The organism is Granulibacter bethesdensis (assembly GCF_001889525.1).
Lineage (GTDB): Bacteria > Pseudomonadota > Alphaproteobacteria > Acetobacterales > Acetobacteraceae > Granulibacter > Granulibacter bethesdensis_C.
On record NZ_CP018192.1, the window covers coordinates 168,076 to 188,970 of the forward strand.

General features: G+C 61.9%; 16 protein-coding genes. 5 read left to right on the forward strand and 11 right to left on the reverse strand.

Features of this window, described 5'->3' with window-relative positions; translation table 11 throughout:
* Positions 1-7 precede the first annotated feature (7 nt).
* The 3 genes from GbCGDNIH6_RS00760 to hrpB all read right to left on the reverse strand — a co-directional run bounded on the left by GbCGDNIH6_RS00760 (position 8) and on the right by hrpB (position 4,335).
* On the reverse strand, positions 8-688 hold the full coding sequence (locus GbCGDNIH6_RS00760) for a winged helix-turn-helix domain-containing protein (RefSeq protein ID WP_011630854.1): 681 nt from the start codon (positions 686-688) through the stop codon (positions 8-10).
* Between the two features lie 3 nt (positions 689-691).
* On the reverse strand, positions 692-1,723 hold the full coding sequence (locus tag GbCGDNIH6_RS00765) for a trypsin-like peptidase domain-containing protein (protein WP_232450017.1): 1,032 nt from the start codon (positions 1,721-1,723) through the stop codon (positions 692-694).
* Between the two features lie 191 nt (positions 1,724-1,914).
* A complete protein-coding gene (gene hrpB / locus GbCGDNIH6_RS00770; protein WP_081370139.1) occupies positions 1,915-4,335 on the reverse strand; it encodes an ATP-dependent helicase HrpB in 2,421 nt (806 codons plus the stop codon).
* Here hrpB and GbCGDNIH6_RS00775 point away from each other — a divergent pair.
* Positions 4,334-6,187: a protein-disulfide reductase DsbD family protein gene (locus GbCGDNIH6_RS00775; protein WP_232449880.1), complete on the forward strand. Its 1,854-nt coding sequence runs from the start codon at positions 4,334-4,336 to the stop codon at positions 6,185-6,187. The genes hrpB and GbCGDNIH6_RS00775 overlap by 2 nt on opposite strands.
* Before the next feature lie 24 nt (positions 6,188-6,211).
* Here GbCGDNIH6_RS00775 and GbCGDNIH6_RS00780 read toward each other — a convergent pair whose 3' ends face one another.
* From GbCGDNIH6_RS00780 to GbCGDNIH6_RS00790, 3 genes are all read right to left on the reverse strand, one after another.
* Positions 6,212-6,772, reverse strand: a complete 561-nt coding sequence (locus GbCGDNIH6_RS00780; protein ID WP_072562509.1) for a NifU family protein — start codon at positions 6,770-6,772, stop codon at positions 6,212-6,214.
* Between the two features lie 145 nt (positions 6,773-6,917).
* Positions 6,918-10,409, reverse strand: coding sequence for a methionine synthase (gene metH, locus GbCGDNIH6_RS00785; protein ID WP_072562510.1), 3,492 nt, complete (start codon positions 10,407-10,409; stop codon positions 6,918-6,920).
* A 48-nt stretch (positions 10,410-10,457) separates the two neighbouring features.
* Entirely contained in the window at positions 10,458-11,429 is a 972-nt protein-coding gene (locus tag GbCGDNIH6_RS00790; RefSeq protein WP_072562511.1) for an ArsR/SmtB family transcription factor, read from the reverse strand.
* A 28-nt stretch (positions 11,430-11,457) separates the two neighbouring features.
* Here GbCGDNIH6_RS00790 and GbCGDNIH6_RS00795 point away from each other — a divergent pair, with 28 nt between their 5' ends.
* Positions 11,458-11,862 (forward strand): hypothetical protein, encoded by a 405-nt coding sequence (locus tag GbCGDNIH6_RS00795; protein WP_157692284.1) that lies wholly within the window; start codon positions 11,458-11,460, stop codon positions 11,860-11,862.
* Here GbCGDNIH6_RS00795 and GbCGDNIH6_RS00800 read toward each other — a convergent pair.
* The 5 genes from GbCGDNIH6_RS00800 to GbCGDNIH6_RS00820 form a co-directional block, all read right to left on the reverse strand.
* A complete protein-coding gene (locus GbCGDNIH6_RS00800; protein ID WP_198355780.1) occupies positions 11,859-13,187 on the reverse strand; it encodes an ABC transporter ATP-binding protein in 1,329 nt (442 codons plus the stop codon). The genes GbCGDNIH6_RS00795 and GbCGDNIH6_RS00800 overlap by 4 nt on opposite strands.
* 17 nt (positions 13,188-13,204) lie before the next feature.
* Positions 13,205-14,929 (reverse strand): ABC transporter permease, encoded by a 1,725-nt coding sequence (locus GbCGDNIH6_RS00805; protein WP_072562513.1) that lies wholly within the window; start codon positions 14,927-14,929, stop codon positions 13,205-13,207.
* Positions 14,930-15,074: 145 nt separating this feature from the next.
* Complete coding sequence (gene dut, locus GbCGDNIH6_RS00810; protein WP_072562514.1) at positions 15,075-15,512, reverse strand: dUTP diphosphatase; 438 nt, start codon at positions 15,510-15,512, stop codon at positions 15,075-15,077.
* 14 nt (positions 15,513-15,526) lie between these two features.
* Positions 15,527-16,777 (reverse strand): bifunctional phosphopantothenoylcysteine decarboxylase/phosphopantothenate--cysteine ligase CoaBC, encoded by a 1,251-nt coding sequence (coaBC, locus tag GbCGDNIH6_RS00815; RefSeq protein ID WP_072562515.1) that lies wholly within the window; start codon positions 16,775-16,777, stop codon positions 15,527-15,529.
* On the reverse strand, positions 16,774-17,541 hold the full coding sequence (locus tag GbCGDNIH6_RS00820) for a class I SAM-dependent methyltransferase (RefSeq protein WP_072562516.1): 768 nt from the start codon (positions 17,539-17,541) through the stop codon (positions 16,774-16,776). Before GbCGDNIH6_RS00820 ends, coaBC begins: the two co-directional genes overlap by 4 nt.
* 100 nt (positions 17,542-17,641) lie before the next feature.
* Here GbCGDNIH6_RS00820 and mutM point away from each other — a divergent pair, with 100 nt between their 5' ends.
* From mutM to dnaA, 3 genes are all read left to right on the forward strand, one after another.
* Entirely contained in the window at positions 17,642-18,523 is an 882-nt protein-coding gene (mutM, locus tag GbCGDNIH6_RS00825) for a bifunctional DNA-formamidopyrimidine glycosylase/DNA-(apurinic or apyrimidinic site) lyase (protein WP_072564207.1), read from the forward strand.
* A gap of 142 nt (positions 18,524-18,665) precedes the next feature.
* The gene (gene rpsT, locus GbCGDNIH6_RS00830; RefSeq protein WP_011630868.1) at positions 18,666-18,935 is read left to right on the forward strand and encodes a 30S ribosomal protein S20; all 270 of its coding nucleotides are present in this window, start codon (positions 18,666-18,668) and stop codon (positions 18,933-18,935) included.
* A 510-nt stretch (positions 18,936-19,445) separates the two neighbouring features.
* Complete coding sequence (gene dnaA, locus GbCGDNIH6_RS00835; RefSeq protein ID WP_072564208.1) at positions 19,446-20,894, forward strand: chromosomal replication initiator protein DnaA; 1,449 nt, start codon at positions 19,446-19,448, stop codon at positions 20,892-20,894.
* Position 20,895: the final 1 nt, after the last annotated feature.

Genomic DNA, 20,895 nt, shown 5'->3' on the forward strand with positions numbered 1-20,895 from the left:
CCCCCCTTCAGCCATCCGCCCGGAGCATATAGCCGGCGTTTCGCACGGTATGGATCAGGCTGACGGTAAAGGGTTTGTCCACTTTCTGTCGCAGGCGGGAGACATGGACGTCGATCACGTTGGTCTGCGGGTCGAAATGATAATCCCATACGCCTTCCAGCAGCATGGTGCGGGTCACGACCTGATCGGCATGGCGCATCAGGAATTCCAGCAGACGAAACTCCCGTGGCTGAAGGTCTATTTTCTGGCCGCCGCGCTTTACGCCGCGGGACAGCAGATCCATTTCCAGATCTGCAACCACCAGCTTGGTGGTCGGGGCATCGGTCTTGCCGCGTCGGGTCAGTGCTTCCACACGGGCCAGCAGCTCGGAAAAGGCGAAGGGTTTGGAGAGGTAGTCATCGCCGCCCGCTTTCAACCCTTTCACTCTCTCATCCACACCACTGAGCGCGGAGAGAAACAGAACCGGTGTATTGACATCCTGGCTGCGCAGGGTTTCCAGCAGGCGCAGACCATCGATGCCGCCCGGCAGCATACGATCGAGCACGATGGCATCGAAATTTTCGCTGGCGGCCATGAACAGCCCGTCCCGTCCGTTATCCCGGTGCTCTACCGTATGGCCTGCCTCGCGCAGTCCTTTCACGATGAAGCCGGCTACGTCCTTATCGTCTTCAACAAGTAAAATGCGCATTCTTCAGCCTGCGTGTTCTGCCGGTCGGCGACCGACGGTGATCTCTATATCGACGTCACGTCCCTGACGCTGTACTGTTAGGCGGGCAGTGCTGCCGGGGGGTATGGCGGCAATGGCGCGGATCAGACTGCGGGCGCTCTGCACGGCAGCGCCGTTGACGGCCTCCACCAGATCGCCAGCACGAAGCCCGCTCCGCGCTGCTGGTCCATTTCTGTCGACACTGGCGATCAGCACGCCTGCCATATCGGTCTGGCTGGAATCCTCAACGGCGACCCCCAGCCAGCCGCGGTCGATATGGCCTTTGCTGCGCAGGATTTCCACCACATGGGCGGCCAGTTCGGCAGGGATGGCGAAGCCGATTCCGACGGAGCCGCCAGTGGGGGAGACGATGGCGGTGTTCAGCCCGACTACCTGCCCGGCCATATTAAAGGTTGGGCCGCCGGAATTGCCGGGATTGATGGGTGCATCAAGCTGCAGAAAATCGTCGAACGGGCCTGCCCCGATGTCGCGCCCGCGAGCGGATACGATCCCCGCAGTGACGGACCCGCCCAGCCCGAAAGGATTCCCGGCGGCAAGAATCCAGTCCCCGACCTCCACCACATGGCTGTCGCCCCATGTGACATAGGGCAGCGGGCGGCTGGTATTCACCTTGATGACGGCAATATCGGTCAGATCGTCAATCCCCAGCACACGGGCCGGAAGTTCCGAACCATCGGAGAGGGAGACGATGATACGGTCGGCATGGCCGACCACATGGTTATTGGTGATGATGATGCCCGATGGATCGAGGATGAAGCCCGATCCTGCCCCCATGACCTGTTCCCTCCGTCCACGCAGTTTGTCGCGAAACTGCTTTTCGAACGGCGTGCCTTTCAGCTCTGGCGGCATCTGCGCCAGTGCTTCCTGTGGTGAGAGCGATTCGGTAACGGCGATATTCACCACGGCCGGCATGATTTTCTTGACCAGCGGGGCAAAGCTGTCCGGTGCCGTGCGAGCCTGACAGGCGCTGGTGGACAGCAGTATTGCCGCCAGCATGACGGTGCAGAAAGCACGGCGGCGATTTGGGCGGCCATTTGGCATGCAATCAGAAACCTTAAGAATCTGTCATTCTAAGCGTAACCCACATTCGATCCCATGGCGTCAAGCCTTCAGCGCCAGGACAAAATTTTTCTTGAAATTTTTTATGATCGGTTTTGCCGTCCCATCTTCAGCGGAGGGGGAGAAATTCATCCTTCTGCCGGATTTTCCGGCCAGCGATGCCGGGGATAGCGCCCGCGCATGTCGCGGCGGACATCGGCCCAGCCTCCCTGCCAGAAACCGGCCAGATCGGCGGTAATGGCCACTGGCCTTCCGGCGGGTGAGAGCAATGCCAGTCGCAGCGGAATACGTCCACCGGCCAGTTGCGGCGTGTGCTGCAACCCGTAGAAAGCCTGCGCCCGGGCGGAGGCGACCGGTACAGGCTGCAGATAATCCACGCCTGCGCGTGTATTCCCGGCCAGCGACAGATGGGTGGGCATCTCCTTGTCCAGACGCTGCGCCAGTTGCCATGGCAGGGCGGCCCGCAGCATGGCGGCTACATCGAGGGAGGCTGGTTTAACGCCTTGTCCCAGCCATCCGCCGAGCCAGTCCGGAGCGGTGGCGGCCAGAGCATCATCGGACCAGTCCGGCCAATTTTGCTCCGACTCCAACTCCCGCATCCGCTCCACCCGGGCGCGTAGCTGCCGGGCGGTATCGCTCCAGACCAGAGCGGCGAAGGCGGCCTGTGCCATAGCGTCGGAGGCACCGGGATGGGCGGCAGGATCGGCTTTCTCCAGACGATCTTCCAGCACTAGTGCGCCCAGACGCAGCTTGCGGCGGATATAGACCGCGCCGCTGGTGGAATCATAAGCCGTCTCGGTCGTTTCATGTGCAAGGTCGCGCAGGGTATCGACCTCGATTGGCACGGCCAGCCGGATACGCGGTGCGGTCTTCACTTCCAGCGAGGCGACAGCAAGCAATCGGGATCGGGCAAGGGGGTCATTCACGGCCAATTTTGCTCCGCCTCCGCCGGAGAAACGGAAGCTGCCTGCCTCTCCCCGTGCCTGTGCGACCCGGTCCGGAAAAGCGGCCACAATCAGCCTGGCCACTGCATCCGGCCCTGCCTCGCTGGCTTCCGCCGGAGCGGTGCTGGCGGTTTTCAGACGGCGGCGATACTGGGCTGCCGTCTGGCGGATACGGGCCAGCGCCCCGCGATCGGCCGCGGGATCGTCATGGCGCAGGGCCTCCAGCCGCAGCATGAGGTCGGCAGGGGCATCCGGGTTGCGGAACGGGTCCCGTTCCTCCAGCAGAGCGGCAATATCGGCGGCCAGCAGGCGCTCTGGAGAGGTGCGGGCAGCCAGCATCATGGCAGCCAGTCTGGGATGGGCGCCGATCCGCGCCATCCGCCGACCCGCTTCCGTGATGCGGCCTTCAGGATCGAGGGCGCCCAGATCGCCCAACAGTGACCGCGCCACCGCCACCGCGCCATCAGGCGGAGCATCCGGAAACGGCAGGTCGGAGGGTGATGCGCCCCAGCCCGCGCAATCCAGCACCAGCCCGGACAGTTCGGCCTCCAGAATTTCAGGCCGGTCGAAGGGGGGCATGCCTCGCTCCATTGCCTGACTCCATAGCCGGATCGCGATACCCGGCGCTTCACGACCGGCGCGTCCGGCTCGCTGGGCGGCGGCTGCACGGCTGATGCGCAGGGTTGCCAGCCGGGTCAGACCGGTCGAAGTGTCGAGACGTGGCGCACGACGCCAGCCGCTATCCACCACGATCCGTACACCCGGAACAGTGAGGGAAGTTTCGGCAATGGAGGTTGCCAGCACAACGCGCCGTCCCCCATTTTCCAGTGGACGAAGGGCGCGATCCTGCTCGGCGGGTGGCAGATCGCCATGCAGCGGCAGCACGGTGGCGCCGCACCCATCCAACATGGATTGCACGCGGCGGATTTCTCCCATCCCGGGCAGGAAGGCCAACAGGTCACCTTGATGATCGGACAGGGCCGTCCTGACCGCGCGAGCCGTGGCCTCGGGGATGTCGTGCAAATGGCTCAGGTCGCGCGCGCTATGGGTGATGCCGACCGGATGGGCCTGTCCGGCGCTTTCGACGATGTCGGCCTGCATCAGGGTGGAGAGGCGTGCACCATCCGCGGTGGCCGACATGGCCAGCAGCCGCAATTCGGGCCGCAAGGCGCGTTGCAGGTCCAGACAGAAGGCAAGGGCGATATCCGCATCCAGACTGCGTTCGTGGATTTCATCGAGAATGACCAGATCCACTCCCTCCAGCCCCGGATCGGATTGCAGACGGCGCACCAGCAAACCTTCCGTTAACACCTCGATCCGGGTGGCATCGGAGACGGCGCTGTCGGTCCGTGTGCGGTAGCCGACCAGGTCTCCCGGTTTCTGCCCGATCAATGACGCCATGCGGGAAGCAGCGGCACGGGCGGCCAGACGACGTGGCTCCAGCATCACCATGCGCCGGAAAGGGGTGTCCTCGCCGAGCAGAAACAGCGGAACAGTCGTGGTCTTGCCTGCACCCGGTGGTGCGACCAGAACAGCGTTGCCCCGGATCAGGGTTTCGCGCAACGCGGGCAGGACATGTTTGACCGGAAGATCGGAGACGCTCATGGTCCGCCCCATATCACGGCGTGCCGGGAAACAAAGCCCCGGTCGCATCATGGAAACATGTTATCCGGGCCTGATCATGCGCTTTCTTCTGTCTGTGCTGGGTGTCTGTCTGTCGCTGCTCTATGGGAGTTCTCCGGCTGATGCGCTGGAAAGCGTGCCGGTCAGCAGTCCTCATGTGACTGTGACGCTGCTGAGCGAGGCGGAAAGCTACACGTCCGGTCATCCATTTCGGCTCGGGCTGCAATTCAGGATGGCTCCGGGCTGGCATATTTATGGCAAGGATCCCGGCGATTCGGGACTGCCGCCGGAACTGACCTTTACCCTGCCATCCGGCGTCACGGCCGGCCCTGTCGACTGGCCGCCGACCATGCAGTTGAAAGAAGGGCCGCTGACGGTCAATGCCTATCAGGGAACGGTCGTACTGCCGGTCACGATTGATCCGCACGGAGCGCGTGGCCCGATCGAGATTGATCTTCAGGCCAACTGGCTGATCTGTCAGACCATCTGTGTGCCGGAAGAGGGCCATTTTCACCTGACTTTACTGGAAGGCCAGGGAGGGGAAGGTTCTTCTGCCAGTCCCCTTTCCGGACAGGTATCTCAGCCGCAGCCCAGTGATACATCTTCCCTGCCGATGGTGCTGTTGTTTGCGGTACTGGGCGGGCTGATCCTCAATCTGATGCCCTGTGTCTTTCCGGTGCTGGCCATGAAGGCGCTGGCTCTGGCCCGCCTTGGCAGCGGTGAGAGAGCCGCCGTACGCAGCCATGCTGTGGCTTATACGGCGGGTGTTCTGCTGGCTTTTCTGGCGCTGGGGATGGTGGCGATCGGGCTGCGCCATGCCGGGGCGGCGGTGGGATGGGGGTTCCAGTTCGCCTCACCGGTTTTCGTGACAGGGATGGCGTGGTTGCTGATGGCGGTGGGGCTGAATCTGTCCGGGGTTTATCAGATTGGCGCACGGATGGTCGGCACAGGTCATACACTGAGCAGCCGGGATGGCCTGTCCGGGAGCTTCTTTACGGGCCTGTTGGCGGTTGTGGTGGCCACACCCTGCACGGCTCCGTTCATGGGGTTGGCTCTGGCCGTGGCATTGAACGCGCCGGCTGTGACCATGCTGGCGATCCTGCTGGCCATGGGGCTGGGGCTGGCCCTGCCTTACATGCTGGTGGCGGTTTTTCCGCAGTTGGTTGCGGCCATGCCGAAGCCTGGTCGCTGGATGGAGGTTTTGAAGCAGGCGCTGGCTTTCCCGGTTTATGCCTCGGTCTGCTGGCTGGTCTGGGTGATCGCGCAGGAAGCCGGGTCCAACGGGGTGCTGATTGTGGGGGAAGGGCTGACCGCCATTGCTTTTGCCGCCTGGGTCTGGGGGATCGCACAATTCGGGAGTGGCGTGCGCAGCCTGATCGGACGTGGGCTGGCGGTGTTGGCGATTGGAATCAGCTTGCTTCTGTTACAACGCCTGCATCAAGCGTCCGGATTGAATGTGGCCGATGTGGCCGGCAGCACGATGGCCGAGCGGCAGGGGGCCGAGCCTTTTTCAAGGGCTCGGCTGGATGCATTACGGGCGGAAGGGAAGCCGGTTTTCGTCAACCTGACCGCTGCATGGTGTGTGACTTGCCTGGTGAATGAGCAGGTTGCTCTCAGTCATCATACGGTCAAGGAGGCGTTCCAGAATGGCGGCGTCGCCTATCTGCTGGGTGACTGGACCCGTCAGGACCGTCAATTGACAGCATTTCTGCGCGACCATGGGCGGGATGGTGTGCCGCTTTATCTGTTCTATCCGGCGGGTGGCGGTGATCCCGTAACCCTTCCGCAGCTTCTGACGCCGGAAATCGTCATCAACGCTATCAGGGCGCGGTAACGTTTTCCGGCGCTGAGCCGAAGATCAGGCTTCCACCTGCTCCACGGCCAGAACTTCCGGCACGTAATGCCGCAGCATATTCTCGATCCCGTGCTTGAGTGTCGCGCGGGAGGAGGGGCAGCCGCTGCATGCACCCTGCATATGCAGCAGCACAACGCCGTCGCGATAGCCGCGGAATACAATGTCCCCACCATCTCCGGCGACGGCCGGGCGGACGCGGGTATCCAGCAATTCCTTGATCTGATCGACGATTTCGCGATCTTCCGGGCGGATATCCTCCTCCAGCACGTCGGAGGGGGTATCGTCCATGACCGGACGGCCTGTGACGAAATGATCCATCAGTGCGGCCAGTATCTGCGGCTTCAGCTCCGGCCATTCGACATCGGAGGATTTGGTCACGGTGACAAAATCCGTGCCGAGAAAAACGCGTGCAACGCCCGGCAGTTCGAACAACGCCAGCGCGAGCGGACTACGCTGTGCCGTGGTGGGAGAGGCAAAATCCGCCGTTCCCCCCGGCATGACATCCCGACCAGGCAGGAATTTCAGGGTGGCGGGATTGGGCGTGCCCTCGGTTTCGATGAACATGCGGATCTCCGGACGTCAGGAATATGGACTTTTTCAGTCCTGTTACCGGAGTAGATCGTCTGTTTGCCGTCTGAACGCAAGGGCCGTACTGGCCCCTGCGCATCAGGCCCGCGCAACGGGAATGTGTGAACGGGTCTGTTCCTGCTCAGACGGAGAAATATTTCGCATGGGGGTTGAGCACGACCAGCGCGGAGGTGCTCTGTTCGGGATGCAGCTGATATTCATCCGACAGATCGACACCGATCCGTTCGGCCTGAAGCAGTTTCAGGATCGGCTCCTGATCCTCCAGCTTCGGACAGGCCGGATAACCGAAGGAATAGCGGCTGCCGCGATAGCCCTGCGCCAGCATCTTTTCCATGTCCCGCTCATCTTCCGCCGCGAAACCGCATTCGGCGCGGATGCGCTTGTGCACGTATTCCGCCATGGCTTCCGCCATCTCCACCGACAGGCCGTGGAGATAGAGGTAGTCCTGATACCGGTCTTCCTCGAACCAGACCCGCGCCATGTCGGAGGCTTTCTGCCCGACCGTCACCACCTGCAACCCGACGACGTCGCGTTCCGCATCGTCCACATCGCGGAAGAAATCGGCGATGCATTCCCCATCTTCCTTCGGCTGACGGGGCAGGGAGAAGCGGCACAGTTCCGTGCTGCCATCCTGTTCGAACAGGATCAGATCATTGCCCTGCCCGGCAGCTTTCCAGTAGCCGTAGGCAGCCTGCGGTTTCAGGATGTCCTGCTCCTCGCACAGGGCAAGCATCCGCTTCATCACCGGGCGCAGTTCCTGCTTGGCCCAGCCCAGAAAATCGTCCAGCGAACGGCCCTGTTTCCGGAAGCCCCACTGAAACTGATACAGGCTGCGTTCATTGAGGAAGGGGATGATCGCTTTCGGTGTGGCTTCCACCACGCGCGCGCCCCAGAAAGGCGGTTCGATGGCCGGAACGTTGTTCGTCAGACGATGACGCCGCGCCCGCGTGGCATTGATATCCACCGGCTGGAAAGCGCGTGCATCGGCCTTGCCCAGCGTTCGGCTCTGGTTGCGTGACTTGCCTTTGCGTTTCTGTTGAATGGCGGACAGGTAATCGTCGAAGGCGTTGCCGGTCACCTTGTCCATCAGATGCAGCCCGTCGAACGCATCACGCGCATAGGCGACGCGGCCGGAGGCGTAGGCCGCCACGCAATCATCCTCGACGTAATTCCGTGTCAGGGCCGCACCGCCCAGCAGGACCGGCACATCGACGCCCTGGCGGGACATTTCTTCCAGATTTTCGCGCATGATGACGGTGGATTTCACCAGCAGGCCGGACATGCCGATGGCATGGGCGCGATGTTCCTTTACCGCTGCCACCATATCCGCCAGCGGCACCTTGATGCCGAGATTGACGACGCGATAGCCATTATTGGTCAGGATGATGTCGACGAGGTTCTTGCCGATGTCATGCACGTCGCCCTTGACGGTTGCCAGGACAATGGTGCCCTTCTGCTGCCCTTCCACGCGCTCCATCATCGGTTCCAGATAGGCGACGGCGGCTTTCATGGTTTCCGCCGACTGGAGTACGAAGGGAAGCTGCATCTTGCCGGCGCCGAACAGCTCTCCCACCACCTTCATGCCGTCCAGCAGGATGGTGTTGATGATGTCCAGCGGCGCATGGGTTTTCAGCGCCTCGTCCAGTTCGTCGGTCAGGCCCTTGCGGTCGCCATCGACGATGCGATCTTTCAGACGGCCTTCTACTGTGGCGGCACGGGTTTTCTTGACGGCATCGGCGGCTTTACGATCCGCGAACATTTCCAACAGACGTTGCAGGGGATCGTAATCCTCCGTACGACGGTCGAAGATCAGGTCTTCCATGACCTTCGCTTCCTCTGCCGGAATCTGGTGCAGTGGACGGATCTTGCTGACATGCACGATCGCGCCGGTCATGCCTGCCCGGACCGCATGATCGAGAAATACCGAGTTCAGCACTGCACGGGCCGCTGGATTGAGGCCGAAGCTGATATTGGACAGGCCGAGAATAATCTGGATATCCGGGAATTTCTCCCGGATCATGCGGATGCCTTCCAGGGTCCATTCGCCCAGCTTCCGATCATCTTCATTGCCGGTGGCGATGGTGAAGGTCAGCGGGTCGATCAGCAGATCGGATTGCGGCAAGCCGTGTTTTTCACAGGCGAACTGAACCAGACGCTCGGCGATAGCGAGCTTGCGTTCCGGCGTCTTGGCCATGCCTTCTTCATCGATGGTCAGGGCGATGACGGCGGCACCGAACTTGCGTGCCAGAATCATGCGTTCTTCGGCAGCATGTTCCCCGTCCTCGAAATTGATCGAGTTGATGATCGGCTTGCCACCATGCAGTTTCAGGGCGGCCTCGATCACCGGTGTTTCGGTGCTGTCGATCACCAGAGGCGCATTCACGCTGCTTGTGAAGCGACGGATCACCTCATCCATTTCCAGCCCTTCGTTGCGGCCGACGAAGGCGGTGCAGATATCCAGCGCGTTGGAGCCTTCGCCGACCTGTTCCCGTCCCATGGAGATGCAGGTGTCCCAGTCATGCTGTTCCTGCGCCTCGCGCCATTTCTTCGATCCGTTAGCGTTGCAGCGCTCACCAATGGAGAAATAGGAATTTTCCTGCCGTAGTGAGGTCTGACCGTACAGGCTGGCGACGGATGGAACCCAGATTGAGTTTCGTTTGATCGGCTCGGGCCGCAGACGCGCACCGGCCCGGCGGCGCAGCATGGCATCCAGCGCGCGGATATGCGGAACGTTGGTGCCGCAGCACCCGCCGATGAGATTGACGCCATCCTCGCTGATATAGCGTTCGACCCAGCTCGCCATTTCCTCGGGCGAGAGCGGGTAGTGGGTCTGGCCATCCACCAGTTCCGGCAGGCCCGCATTGGGCTGCATGGAGATCAGGCCGGTCCAGTTCGAGGCCAGCCATTTCACGTGCTCGGCCATTTCCTGCGGGCCGGTGGCGCAGTTCAGCCCGATCAGCGGCACGTCCATCGCATGGATCACGGTTGCGGCGGCGGCAATATCGGGGCCGACCAGCAATGTGCCGGTGGTTTCCACCGTGACCTGCACGAAGATCGGCGTATCAACGCCACGCTCGGCCCGCGCCTTTTTGGCCCCGTTGACGGCAGCCTTGATCTGGAGCGTGTCCTGACAGGTCTCGATCAGAAACGCATCGACACCGCCATCGATCAAGCCCCGGCACTGTTCCGCCAGCCCGGCTTCCAGCGGATCATAGTCGATATTGCCGAGAGAGGGCAGCTTGGTACCCGGCCCGATGCTGCCCACCACATAGCGGTGTCGGCCATCGCTGAAGCTGTCGGCAGCTTCGCGGGCCAGTTCGGCGGCGATCCGGTTGATCTCCCGCGCGCGATCGGCCAGTTCGAACTCGCCAAGGGTGACCGGGGAGCCGCCGAAGCTGTTCGTCTCCACCATATCCGCCCCGGCCTCATAGTAGCCGCGATGGATTTCGCGGACCAGATCGGGGCGGGACAGGTTCAGGATCTCGGTGCAGTTCTCCTTGCCGAGATAGTCTCGCTCGACATCAAGATCCAGCGCCTGCACGCGGCTGCCCATGCCACCGTCGCACAGCAGAACCTGGTCGCGCAGGGCATCGAGCAGATGGGGGCGGCTCATGAGAGTCTCCAGCTTTGGAATCGTGAGGGAAGCAGACCGGGCAGCGACTCAGTCATGGACGGAAGCCGCCTCCAGGGTGAATGCGGCTGGTCTGGTACCGGCAGGGCGGATGGCACGCCAGATAGCAATGTCGATCGGTCCGGATATCATGGCGGCAGGCATTGCCTGCAATCCGGCAGAGGTCAGGGCACGGCGCATTTCGGCATCGGAAAAGCCGGGCCAGCGGTGATGCAGGACACGTGTCAGATCCTGCCGCTCATGCGCGGTCAGATCGACGATCAGCAACGTGCCACCCGGTTTCAGCATACGGGCGGCTTCGGCGATCACCGCGCAGGGTGTCTCGCTGTGATGCAGCACCATATGCAGGATCGTCAGGTCGAAACTGGCATCGGGCAGCGGCAGGCGCATCATGTCCGCCTGGCGGACGCTGCAATGACGCAGCCGGGCACGGGACAGGCGGGACCGCGCCAGCGCCAGCATGGTGCGGCTGGCATCGATACCAAGCCCGGAGCCGATAAAGGGGGCAAGCAGTTCCAGAATCCGGCCGGTGCCTGTTCCGATATCCAGCAGGGTGGCGCCATCAGGCAAGCCAAGCGTTTCCACATCCGCCAGCAGCGCGGCTTCGACAGTTTCCGCGGGCAGGCTAAGCGCGCGCATTTCATCCCATTCCGCACCGTCGCGACGGAATCGCTCCGTTGCTGCGCGGGCACGTTCCGCCAGCACACGTTCAGCCTGTCGGCGGTCGGCTTGCAGAGTTGCGTCGATGGCGGGCAGCTTGGCGGCCAGATCGCGGCCCAGCCCGGTCTGGGCCAGGCTGAACCACGCATTGGAGCCTTCCCGCGTACGCTCCAGCAATCCGGCCTCCACCAGCAGGCGCAGATGACGCGACAGGCGTGGCTGGGACTGACCGAGAATGTCGGTCAGCTCCACCACGCAGAAATCACCGAGCGCCATCAGCGCCAGAAGGCGCAGGCGGGTCGGTTCGGCGCAGGCGCGCAACTGGGTGAGCATCAACTCCATACTGGACAAATGACATAAAGATATCTTTATGTCCACTATGGCCTGGTTTCTGGATGCCCGTATTCCCGTCGATATTCGTACCGCTGTCATGCAGGCACCGGTCGCGGACGGCATAGCCGTGCTGATGGAAGCAGGGATCGCGGCAGACCATCGTTCCGCTGACACCCGGATCTTTCAACCGGCAGCGCCGCGGGACAGGCGACATGGCACTGATTGCGCCTGCTGCACGCTGCGCTCACCGCTGGCAGAGGCGTTATCCGTTCTGTTTCTCGATCGTGTGCGTGGTCAGGCGGCTTTTAACAGCGTCGTCGTGATCGTGAGTAGTGCGGAAGCGGCAGAACAGGCGATAGAGACACTCAGGAACGATCCGTTATTGGCTGCCCGGTTTCGCCCTGCGCCTCCGGAGGAGAAGCAGGACGGGATCGAGGCCTAGACTGTTTCCGGCTCGTTTTCCTCGATGATGAGGCTGAACTGGTCTTCCTCCTCGTCATATTCGAACAGCTCTGCGTAACGGCCCCATGCAATCGCGGTGCGAAGGGTGGAACGGGCGTAATCTTCGCTCATATGGTCTTCCAGCTCATCGCGGAAGCGCACGGCGGCGGCGCGATGGTTGGGGCGGCTGGCCAGAACCTGACAGATCGTCGCCACCAGCGGCACATGGGAGCGTAGAGCGTTCGCGAAAATTTCTTTTCTGGTGTCGGTTTCGGCTTCGACATAGGCCCGCCCGGCATCCAGCAGCCGGATATCGCCTTCTTCCAGCTCGGCCAGACGCAGCATTTGCAGGGTTTCGCCCAGCGGTAACAATTCGTCCACGTCCAGTTGCAGCGCGGCGGCGAGCGGCGGAAGATCGGCGCGACCGTTATAAGGCTGTGCCTCCAGCGTTTCCAGCAGACCGGCCATGAGGTTGGTGGAAACGGGATGCAGGGCCTGACCAATGCCCTGGGGTGTGACTGCGGCATGCTTGGTCGGCAAAGGGCGGCGGGTCATGATCGCATAGATATCGTCCACCATCTGGCGGAAAGCGATATCGTGCCGATCACGCGGATGAGGGAACGGCACGCGCAGTTCCTGCGCCACCCGGCCGGGATTGGAGGAAAAGACGAGGATACGGTCGCACATCAGCACCGCTTCCTCGATATTGTGCGTGACCATCAGCACCGATTTCAGCGGCAGCTTGCCATCGCTCCACAGATCGATCAGATCGGTGCGCAGGGTTTCGGCGGTCAACACGTCCAGCGCACTGAACGGCTCGTCCATCAGCAGCAGATCAGGATGGACCACCAGCGCGCGGGCCAACCCTACACGCTGCCGCATGCCGCCGGACAGTTCCTTGGGATAGGCGCTTTCATAGCCGCCGAGACCGATCAGATCGATGGCGATTTCAGCGCGGCGTTCCCGCTCGGCCCGGTTGACGCCTTGTGCTTCCAGACCGAGTTCTACATTTTCCTGCACGGTCAGCCAGGGAAACAGTGCGAAGCTCTGGAACACCATGGCGACCCCGCGGGCGGGGCCGTTGAGCGGGCGTCCTTTCCATGTCACCTGACCGGATGTGGGGGGCAGCAGGCCGGAGACGATCCGCAGCAGCGTCGATTTGCCGGAGCCGGAGCGGCCCAGCAATCCGACGATCTCGCCTTCCCGCAGGGTCAGGTCGACATCGTCCAACACTACGAAATCGGCGTTGCTGTCCTTGTGATAGGCCTGCCGGACGTTCTTGACTTCCAGAAGGGCTGGGGCGGCGAGGGCTGTGTCCATGGCCATGAGATCCGTTCCTTCGATCAGTAGGTCAGGCGACGTGTGGCGAAGTTGAAAAGCGGCTTCCACAGGGCACGGTTGAAGCCGACCACGAAGGCCGACATTACGGCCACGCCCAGTATGGTGCGCGGCCAGTTTCCGTCGGCCGAGGCATCGGCGATGAAGCGGCCCAGCCCGTGAGCTTGCAGCGTATTCGGTCCCCAGGTTACGACTTCAGAGACGATGGCCGCGTTCCACGCACCGCCGGAGGCGGTGATCGCACCGGTGACGTAATAGGGGAAAATGCCGGGCAGGATCACCCGCCGCCACCACAGAAAGCCACGGATATGAAATCCGCGCGCGGCTTCCTGCATGTCGCCGGGGAAAGCAGCGGCCCCCGCGATCACGTTGAACATGATGTACCATTGTGCACCGAGAATCATCAGCGGCGTCAGCCAGATATCCGGGTTCAACGAGAAACGGGCGATCACCAGCACGAAAAGCGGAAAGAACAGATTGGCCGGGAAGGCTGCCAGAAACTGCACAAGCGGCTGTACGAAACGCGCCACGTGGGGGCGCAGGCCGATGGCCACCCCGATGGGTACCCAGATCAACGTGGCAACGATCATCAGCACGATGACGCGCAGCATGGTGATGCACCCCATCAGCACGGCTTGCAGCACATCCGAAGGCGCGATGCGTCCCGACAGGAAAGTGTAGATATGCCAGGCGCACCAGACCAGCATGGCGAAGACGATCAGACCCCACAGCATATCGACAATACGGGAAGGCTGGTTTGAGGCCCGGATCAGGCGCGGCAGACGGAAGCCGATTCGCAGATTTGTGAAAGCGTTGAAACCGCTCGCGAGCATCTCGCTTCCGGCACGCAGCCAGGCGGTGCGGCGCAGCAGCCGCAGCAGCCAAGGTTCCTCCGAGGTTGAGCCCTGCGTTGTTTCGAAGCGGAATTTTTCCGACCACGCCACCAGCGGACGGAACAGAAGCTGATCGTACAGCAGGATCACCACTGCCATGGCGAGAATAGCATAGCCGATCGCGGCCATATCCTGCTGACGAAGGGCCAATGCGACGTAGGAGCCGATTCCCGGCAGCATCCAGGTATTGTCGCCGACCGAAACGGCTTCCGACGCCACCACGAAGAACCAGCCGCCGGACATGGACATCATGGCGTTCCAGACCAGCCCTGGCATGGCGAATGGCACTTCCAGCTTCCAGAAACGCTGCCATGGAGACAGGCGGAACGCCCGAGTCGCTTCCACCAGATCACCCGGCAGGGTGGTCAGGGACTGATAGAAGCTGAACGCCATATTCCAGGCCTGGCTGGTGAAGATCGCGAAGATGGAGGCAAGCTCCGCCCCCAGCACCTGTCCCGGAAACAGGTTCATGAAGAACACGACGGTAAAGGTCAGAAACCCCAGAATTGGCACCGATTGCAGGATGTCGAGCATCGGGATCAGCAGCATGGCCGCCCGGCGGCTTTTTGCGGCCCAGGTCGCGTAGGTGAAAGTGAAAAACAACGCGGCAGCAAGGGCCAGCAGCATGCGCAAGGTGGTTCGGAACGCATAGGCGGGCAGGTTCCACGGATCGAGCGAAACTGCATGCGCATAGCGATCATCCAACGGCACCAACGTGCCACGCGTCACATGGACCACGGCCACCAGGACGGCAAACACCACCGCAATCGAAACCAGATCGAACAGGTTCGGAAGACGGCGTCGCGATGCCAGGGCGGGAAAAACAGTTTCGGACATCGTATCGTCCTCGCGCGAAAGCGGCCTGAAAGCGGCAGGATGCAGAGGGATATCCTGCTTCCTGCCTCCTAGAGCATGATGTCGGAGCCGTCACCCCGCTGTTTGGTTGCGTTTTAGTGACGGCAGAGAAACAAACGGACCGGAATCAGCCGGTGCTGCCGAAGCCACCCGTGCCGCGTTCCGTGTCATCCAGTGAATCAACTGTCTGAAATGTGCCGCGGATAACGGGGGCCAGCACCCCTTGGGCGATTCGCATACCGCGTTCGACGATAAACGGTTCCTTACCCGTGTTGAGCACGATGATGCCTACTTCGCCGCGATAATCCTCGTCGATCGTGCCGGGGGTATTGGGCAGTGTGATCCCATGTTTCAGGGCCAGACCGGACCGGGGGCGGATTTGTAATTCATGTCCCGGCGGCAGCGCCATCCGCAGTCCGGTCGGGATCAGCGCCCGACCACCGGGCGGGAGGGTGACCGGTTCCATGACGGCGGCCAGTAAATCCATCCCGGCCGCACCGGGAGTGGCATAGGCGGGAAGGGACAGCCCTTCCGCATGCGGAAGGACCTGAATCAGGATATTCATGACGGTCTCGATCCTCAGGATGCGTTCATTAAGGCTGCGATGCGGGCGGCAAGATGGTCTGCGACCTCCATTTTGGAGGTGCGGGGCCAATCCTCTTCCCCATCGGCGGTGATCAGGCGGATGGCGTTATCGTCTCCGCCCATGATGCCGGTGTCCGGGGAGACATCATTGGCCAGCAGCCAGTCGCACCCTTTGCGCAAGCGCTTGTCGCGGGCGTGCTGATGCACTGCTTCCGTTTCAGCGGCAAAGCCGATCACCAGAGCAGGGCGTCTTGGGCCGGGCGCGGACAGCGTCGCCAGAATATCGGGGTTCGGCAGCAGCGTGAGGTGAGGTGTGCCGCCGGTTTTCTTGAGTTTCTGCTCGGCGGCTTCGACATGCCAGTCGGCGACGGCGGCGACGCAGACTGCGATGTCGGCTGGCAGGGCAGATTCGCAGGCGGCCATCATCTGCCGTCCGGTTTCCACATGGATCGTGGTAACGCCTTGTGGATCGGGAATGGAGACCGGCCCGCTGACCAGCGTGACCCGTGCGCCCCGGCGTGCCAGAGCCGCCGCGATCGCATGACCCTGCCGCCCGGAACTGCGATTGGCCAGATAGCGCACCGGGTCCAGCGGCTCATGCGTTGGGCCGGACGTCACCAGCGCGTGATGCCCGCGCAGATCCTGCGGTATGATGTCGGCAGAGGAGGGGACAGAGGAGGGGACCAGAAGGGAGAGGATCGCATCATGGATCGCCTCCGGCTCCGCCATGCGACCGGGCCCGTATTCGTGGCAGGCCATCGGCCCTTCTTCCGGCCCGACCAGCGTGAGGCCGCGGGCCGTCAATGTGTCAATATTGGCCTGTGTCGCCTGATGTTGCCACATGCGGACATTCATTGCAGGTGCGGCCAGCACGGGTTTGTCGGTGGCCAACAAGACCGTGGCGGCCAGATCATCAGCCATCCCTGCGGTCATGCGCGCCAGCAGATCGGCGGTGGCAGGTGCGATGACCAGCAGATCGGCGGCACGGGAGAGCTGGATATGGCCCATCATGCTTTCCTCGGTCAGGGAAAGCAGGTCCATGTGTACGGGCTGCTCGGTCAGTGCCTGAAGGGAGAGCGGTGTGACGAAAGCGCTGCCCGCTTTGGTCAGAATGGTGGAGACGCTGCATCCTTCGGCGCGCAGCAGGCGGATCAGGGGCAGGGTTTTATAGGCGGCAATGCCACCGCCCACGATCAGCAGGACGGTTTTTCCGGCCAGACGCTGAGGCAACGCGGCGTCCGTCACAGCCGCCAGCCGCTGTGAATGGCGGCGATTCCGCCAGACAGGTTGCGCACGGACACACGGGAGAATCCGGCCTCCCGCATCATATCGGCCAGGGTTTCCTGATCGGGGAACATGCGGATGCTCTCGGCCAGATACTGATAGCTGTCCCGATCCCCGGCAATGGCTTGACCCAGGCGGGGCAGCACCTGAAAGGACCATGCATCATAGACAGGTTCCAGCGCGGCGACGGTTACATGGCTGAATTCCAGACAATGGAACCGACCGCCGGTTTTCAGCACACGGCGGGCTTCTTTCAGTACGGCCAGCTTGTCCGTACAGTTGCGCAGGCCGAACGCCATGGAGACCCGGTCCACGCTGCGGTCCGGCAGCGGCAGTGTTTCGGCATCGGCCACCAGAAAACGCAGGTTCCCCAGCAATCCGCGGCTGGCGGCGCGGTCTCGCCCTACCCCCAGCATGGCCGGGTTGATGTCCGACAGAATCGCATCGCCACCACCGGAACGCAGCCAGTTGAAGCTGATATCCCCGGTGCCCCCCGCCAGATCCAGCAATGTCTGGCCGGGGCGCGGATCCAGCACGGTGTTGAACACGTGCTTCCACAGGCGATGGATGCCGAGGGACATCACATCATTCATCAGATCGTATTTGGGGGCGACGCTGGCGAAGACCTCGCGCACCAGCGTTTTTTTCTGACCACGCGGGACGGCGCGAAAGCCGAAATCGGTTTCGCCAGGTGCCTGATCATTCCCAGCTGCCTGATTATTCATCGGGGGGACGGTGCCGTGTGACTCTGTCATGCAGGCTGTATAGGAGGTCACGCGGCGAAGTAAAACGATTGCGTGACGCTTGAAACAAGGAATGCGCTTCATGCCGGAACTGCCGGAAGTTGAAACGGTGATGCGTGGCCTGCGTGCGCGTCTGGAGGGGCGTCGTATCGTGCGGGCGGAGGTCAGGCGGCCTGATTTGCGCTTTCCTCTGCCGCCCGGTCTGGCGGCCCGGTTGACGGGCGCGTATGTGCGGGATTTCCGTCGGCGTGGAAAATACATCCTGATGCGTCTGGAGGGCGGTGACAGCCTGTTGATTCACCTGGGCATGTCCGGTCGTTTCGTGCTGCGTGCACCCGCCGACACGACCTTGCCGGAGGGGTATAAACCGGAGCGGCATGAACACGTCTCCATGATGGCTGAGGGTGGCTGGATCGCCGCGCTGGTCGACCCGAGGCGGTTCGGCATGATGGATCTGGTGCCGACTGAGGCGGAGGATGCGCATCGCCTGCTTTCCCCCATGGGGCCGGAGCCGCTGGAAAGTGCGTTTTCTCTCTCCAGTCTGGAAAAGGCATTTGCCGGTCGTCGTACAGCGGTGAAGCTGGCTCTGCTGGATCAACGGATCGTGGCCGGGCTGGGCAATATCTATGTTTCGGAGGCTTTGTTCCGGGCCGGGATCAATCCGCTGCGGGCCGCGGGAGAGCTCTCCCGGGCTGAACTCCGGCGGTTGATTCCCGCGATTCGCGAGACGTTGACGGAAGCGATTGCCGCAGGTGGCTCCTCCCTGCGTGACTATGTGCAGCCGGATGGTGAACTGGGCTATTTCCAGCACGCATGGAAAGTCTATGGCCGTGCGGGCCAGCCTTGCGAACATTGTCCCGGCCTGTCCGCCGGCTGCCACGGGATCGTTCAGATCGTGCAGGGCGGTCGAAGCACGTATTTCTGTCCCTGTACCCAGCCACAGGTGGGGAAACAGGCGGGATGAAGGGGGCAGGGTTGCCGGCGCCGAATGGCGGGGTGTGCAAGTTTCCTTGACTCTCTGCGGGCTGCTGCGTAGATATCCGCCCCTCACAGGCGGGCCACTCCGCCGGACCCGTCCTTAGCATTACCGAATGGTTTGAAGATCGATGGCTAATACCGCTTCAGCGCGCAAGCGCATCCGGCAGATCAAGGTTCGCACGGAGCGTAACGCTGCGCGCAAGTCCCGCATGCGTACCTTCGTCAAGAAGGTTGAAACCGCGATCGCGTCCGGCAATCACACTGCCGCAAACGAAGCCCTGCGTGAGGCTCAGCCGGAAATGCAGCGCGCCGCCGGCAAGGGCGTGATCCATCGCAACACGGTGGCCCGTCGTTTGTCCCGCCTGACGGCACGGATCAAGGCTCTGGCCACCGCCTGAGCCTGACCGGATTACAGAGCCGATATTTTTAATATCGGTCCCGTAATTTTGTTATCAGACATCTGACTTTAGTCAGTGTCTTGATTTTCGGCACTATCAATCTGCACGAATACTGCTGTCCATTCGACGGGTAGCAGTATTTTTGTTGTCTAGGGCTACTGTCCTTTCTCCAGGACTTTGGTTCTCAGTGCCGTGATCGTTCAAATCTTTCTGACTATAGGGTATGACTTTTGGATTGCTTCCGGATCATCTCCGATGCAACCTAAGATATCGACTTCCTGCCTATGGTGAGGAAGGTCTGACAGGACGTGCATGGTTCCTGTTCAGGCAGACGAAGCAACATGTCGTTTGAATATCGGTCCTCTCTTCAGGGCCGTTTGATCCGGGTAGGTGCGGGCAGTGTCAGAACACGGCAGCAGCGCGGAACAGGATATCTCCGTTCACGCTGCAAAAAAACGCGATGACTTTGCCGATGTTACGCCAGCAACCGAGCGTCCGGTTTCGGCTGGCTTGCTGGCCGAGCAATGGAATCGCGTACGTCAGAGGCTGCGGGCTGAGGTCGGGGAAGTTGAATACCGGACCTGGCTGCGACAAATGACGCTGGCCGGGTTGGAGGCAGACGAGGTTGCCATTCACCTGCCGACCCGTTTTCTGCGTGACTGGGTGCGTTCTCATTACTCCGATCGCCTGAATATGCTGTGGCAGGCGGAAAATCCTGCGGTCAGGCGGGTGGATATCCGCCTCGGCTCCGTGACGGAGAGTGGCCACGGTCTGACCGAAAGCCTGTATGAAAGCGGTATCGTCCAGAAAGCATCTGCTCCGGCAGAGCGTGTATCGCCGGTCGCGGATCAGGTGGGTCTTCCGGAAGCAGACACTCTGGCCCCTTCTTCTCTGGCTGGCCCTGCGTTGGATGAGGCCGGACGCGCCGGCGATATGCATGCGCTGGATCGGCGCTTCAGCTTCGAGACCTTCGTGGTTGGTAAACCCAATGAATTCGCCTATGCCTGCGCGCGCCGCGTGGCGGAAAGCCCCGCCAGCCCGGGTTTCAATCCGCTCTTCCTGTATGGCGGTGTTGGTCTCGGCAAGACGCATCTGATGCATGCCATCGCGTGGGAGCTGAACCGTCCGGGACGTGCGCCAGTCTCTGTCGCCTATATGTCGGCCGAGAAGTTCATGTATCGCTTTATTGCCGCCATTCGCAGCCAATCCACCATGGAGTTCAAGGAAGAGCTGCGCAGTGTCGATGTGCTGATGGTGGATGACCTTCAGTTCCTGATCGGCAAGGACAATACGCAGGAAGAATTCTTCCATACCTTCAATGCGCTGGTGGATGCGGGCAAGCAGATTGTTGTTTCGGCTGACAAATCACCTTCTGATCTGTCAGGGCTGGAAGATCGTCTGCGGACCCGTCTCGGCTGCGGCATGGTGGCCGATCTGCATGCCACCACCTTTGAGCTGCGTATTTCGATTCTCGAAGCCAAGGTGCAGAAGGCCGGCGTCGAGGTCTCTCCCAAGGTGCTGGAATTCCTTGCGCACAAGATCACCTCGAACGTGCGGGAGCTGGAAGGCGCGTTGAACCGGCTGATCGCCCATGCCAATCTGTTTGGCCGGGCGCTGACGCTGGAAACCGCACAGGAAGTGCTGCACGATATTCTGAAGGCGCATGACCGTCGCATCACCATCGAGGAAATCCAGCGCCGCGTCGCGGAGCACTGGAATATCCGCCTCACGGACATGTCCTCTGCCCGCCGGGCGCGGGCGGTGGCGCGGCCGCGTCAGGTGGCGATGTTCCTCGCCAAGCAGTTGACCAGCCGCTCCCTGCCGGAAATTGGCCGCAAATTCGGCAATCGCGACCATACCACCGTGATGCACGCCATCAGCCGTGTCACCGAGCTGATGGAACGCGATGCGGCTTTTGCTGAAGATGTCGAGCTGTTGCGCCGGATGTTGGAATCCTGAT

Coding starts and splice junctions, on each gene's coding strand:
- dut (WP_072562514.1), bottom strand. CDS start 15,512: ATGAATATCCTGATTCAGGTCCTTCCGCATGCGGAAGGGCTGTCCCTT.
- GbCGDNIH6_RS00780 (WP_072562509.1), bottom strand. CDS start 6,772: ATGTTCATCGAAACCGAGGGCACGCCCAATCCCGCCACCCTGAAATTC.
- mutM (WP_072564207.1), top strand. CDS start 17,642: ATGCCGGAACTGCCGGAAGTTGAAACGGTGATGCGTGGCCTGCGTGCG.
- hrpB (WP_081370139.1), bottom strand. CDS start 4,335: ATGAGCGTCTCCGATCTTCCGGTCAAACATGTCCTGCCCGCGTTGCGC.
- GbCGDNIH6_RS00800 (WP_198355780.1), bottom strand. CDS start 13,187: ATGGCCATGGACACAGCCCTCGCCGCCCCAGCCCTTCTGGAAGTCAAG.
- GbCGDNIH6_RS00760 (WP_011630854.1), bottom strand. CDS start 688: ATGCGCATTTTACTTGTTGAAGACGATAAGGACGTAGCCGGCTTCATC.
- rpsT (WP_011630868.1), top strand. CDS start 18,666: ATGGCTAATACCGCTTCAGCGCGCAAGCGCATCCGGCAGATCAAGGTT.
- GbCGDNIH6_RS00775 (WP_232449880.1), top strand. CDS start 4,334: ATGGTCCGCCCCATATCACGGCGTGCCGGGAAACAAAGCCCCGGTCGC.
- GbCGDNIH6_RS00820 (WP_072562516.1), bottom strand. CDS start 17,541: ATGAATAATCAGGCAGCTGGGAATGATCAGGCACCTGGCGAAACCGAT.
- metH (WP_072562510.1), bottom strand. CDS start 10,409: ATGAGCCGCCCCCATCTGCTCGATGCCCTGCGCGACCAGGTTCTGCTG.
- GbCGDNIH6_RS00765 (WP_232450017.1), bottom strand. CDS start 1,723: ATGCTGGCGGCAATACTGCTGTCCACCAGCGCCTGTCAGGCTCGCACG.
- GbCGDNIH6_RS00805 (WP_072562513.1), bottom strand. CDS start 14,929: ATGTCCGAAACTGTTTTTCCCGCCCTGGCATCGCGACGCCGTCTTCCG.
- GbCGDNIH6_RS00790 (WP_072562511.1), bottom strand. CDS start 11,429: ATGGAGTTGATGCTCACCCAGTTGCGCGCCTGCGCCGAACCGACCCGC.
- GbCGDNIH6_RS00795 (WP_157692284.1), top strand. CDS start 11,458: ATGTCCACTATGGCCTGGTTTCTGGATGCCCGTATTCCCGTCGATATT.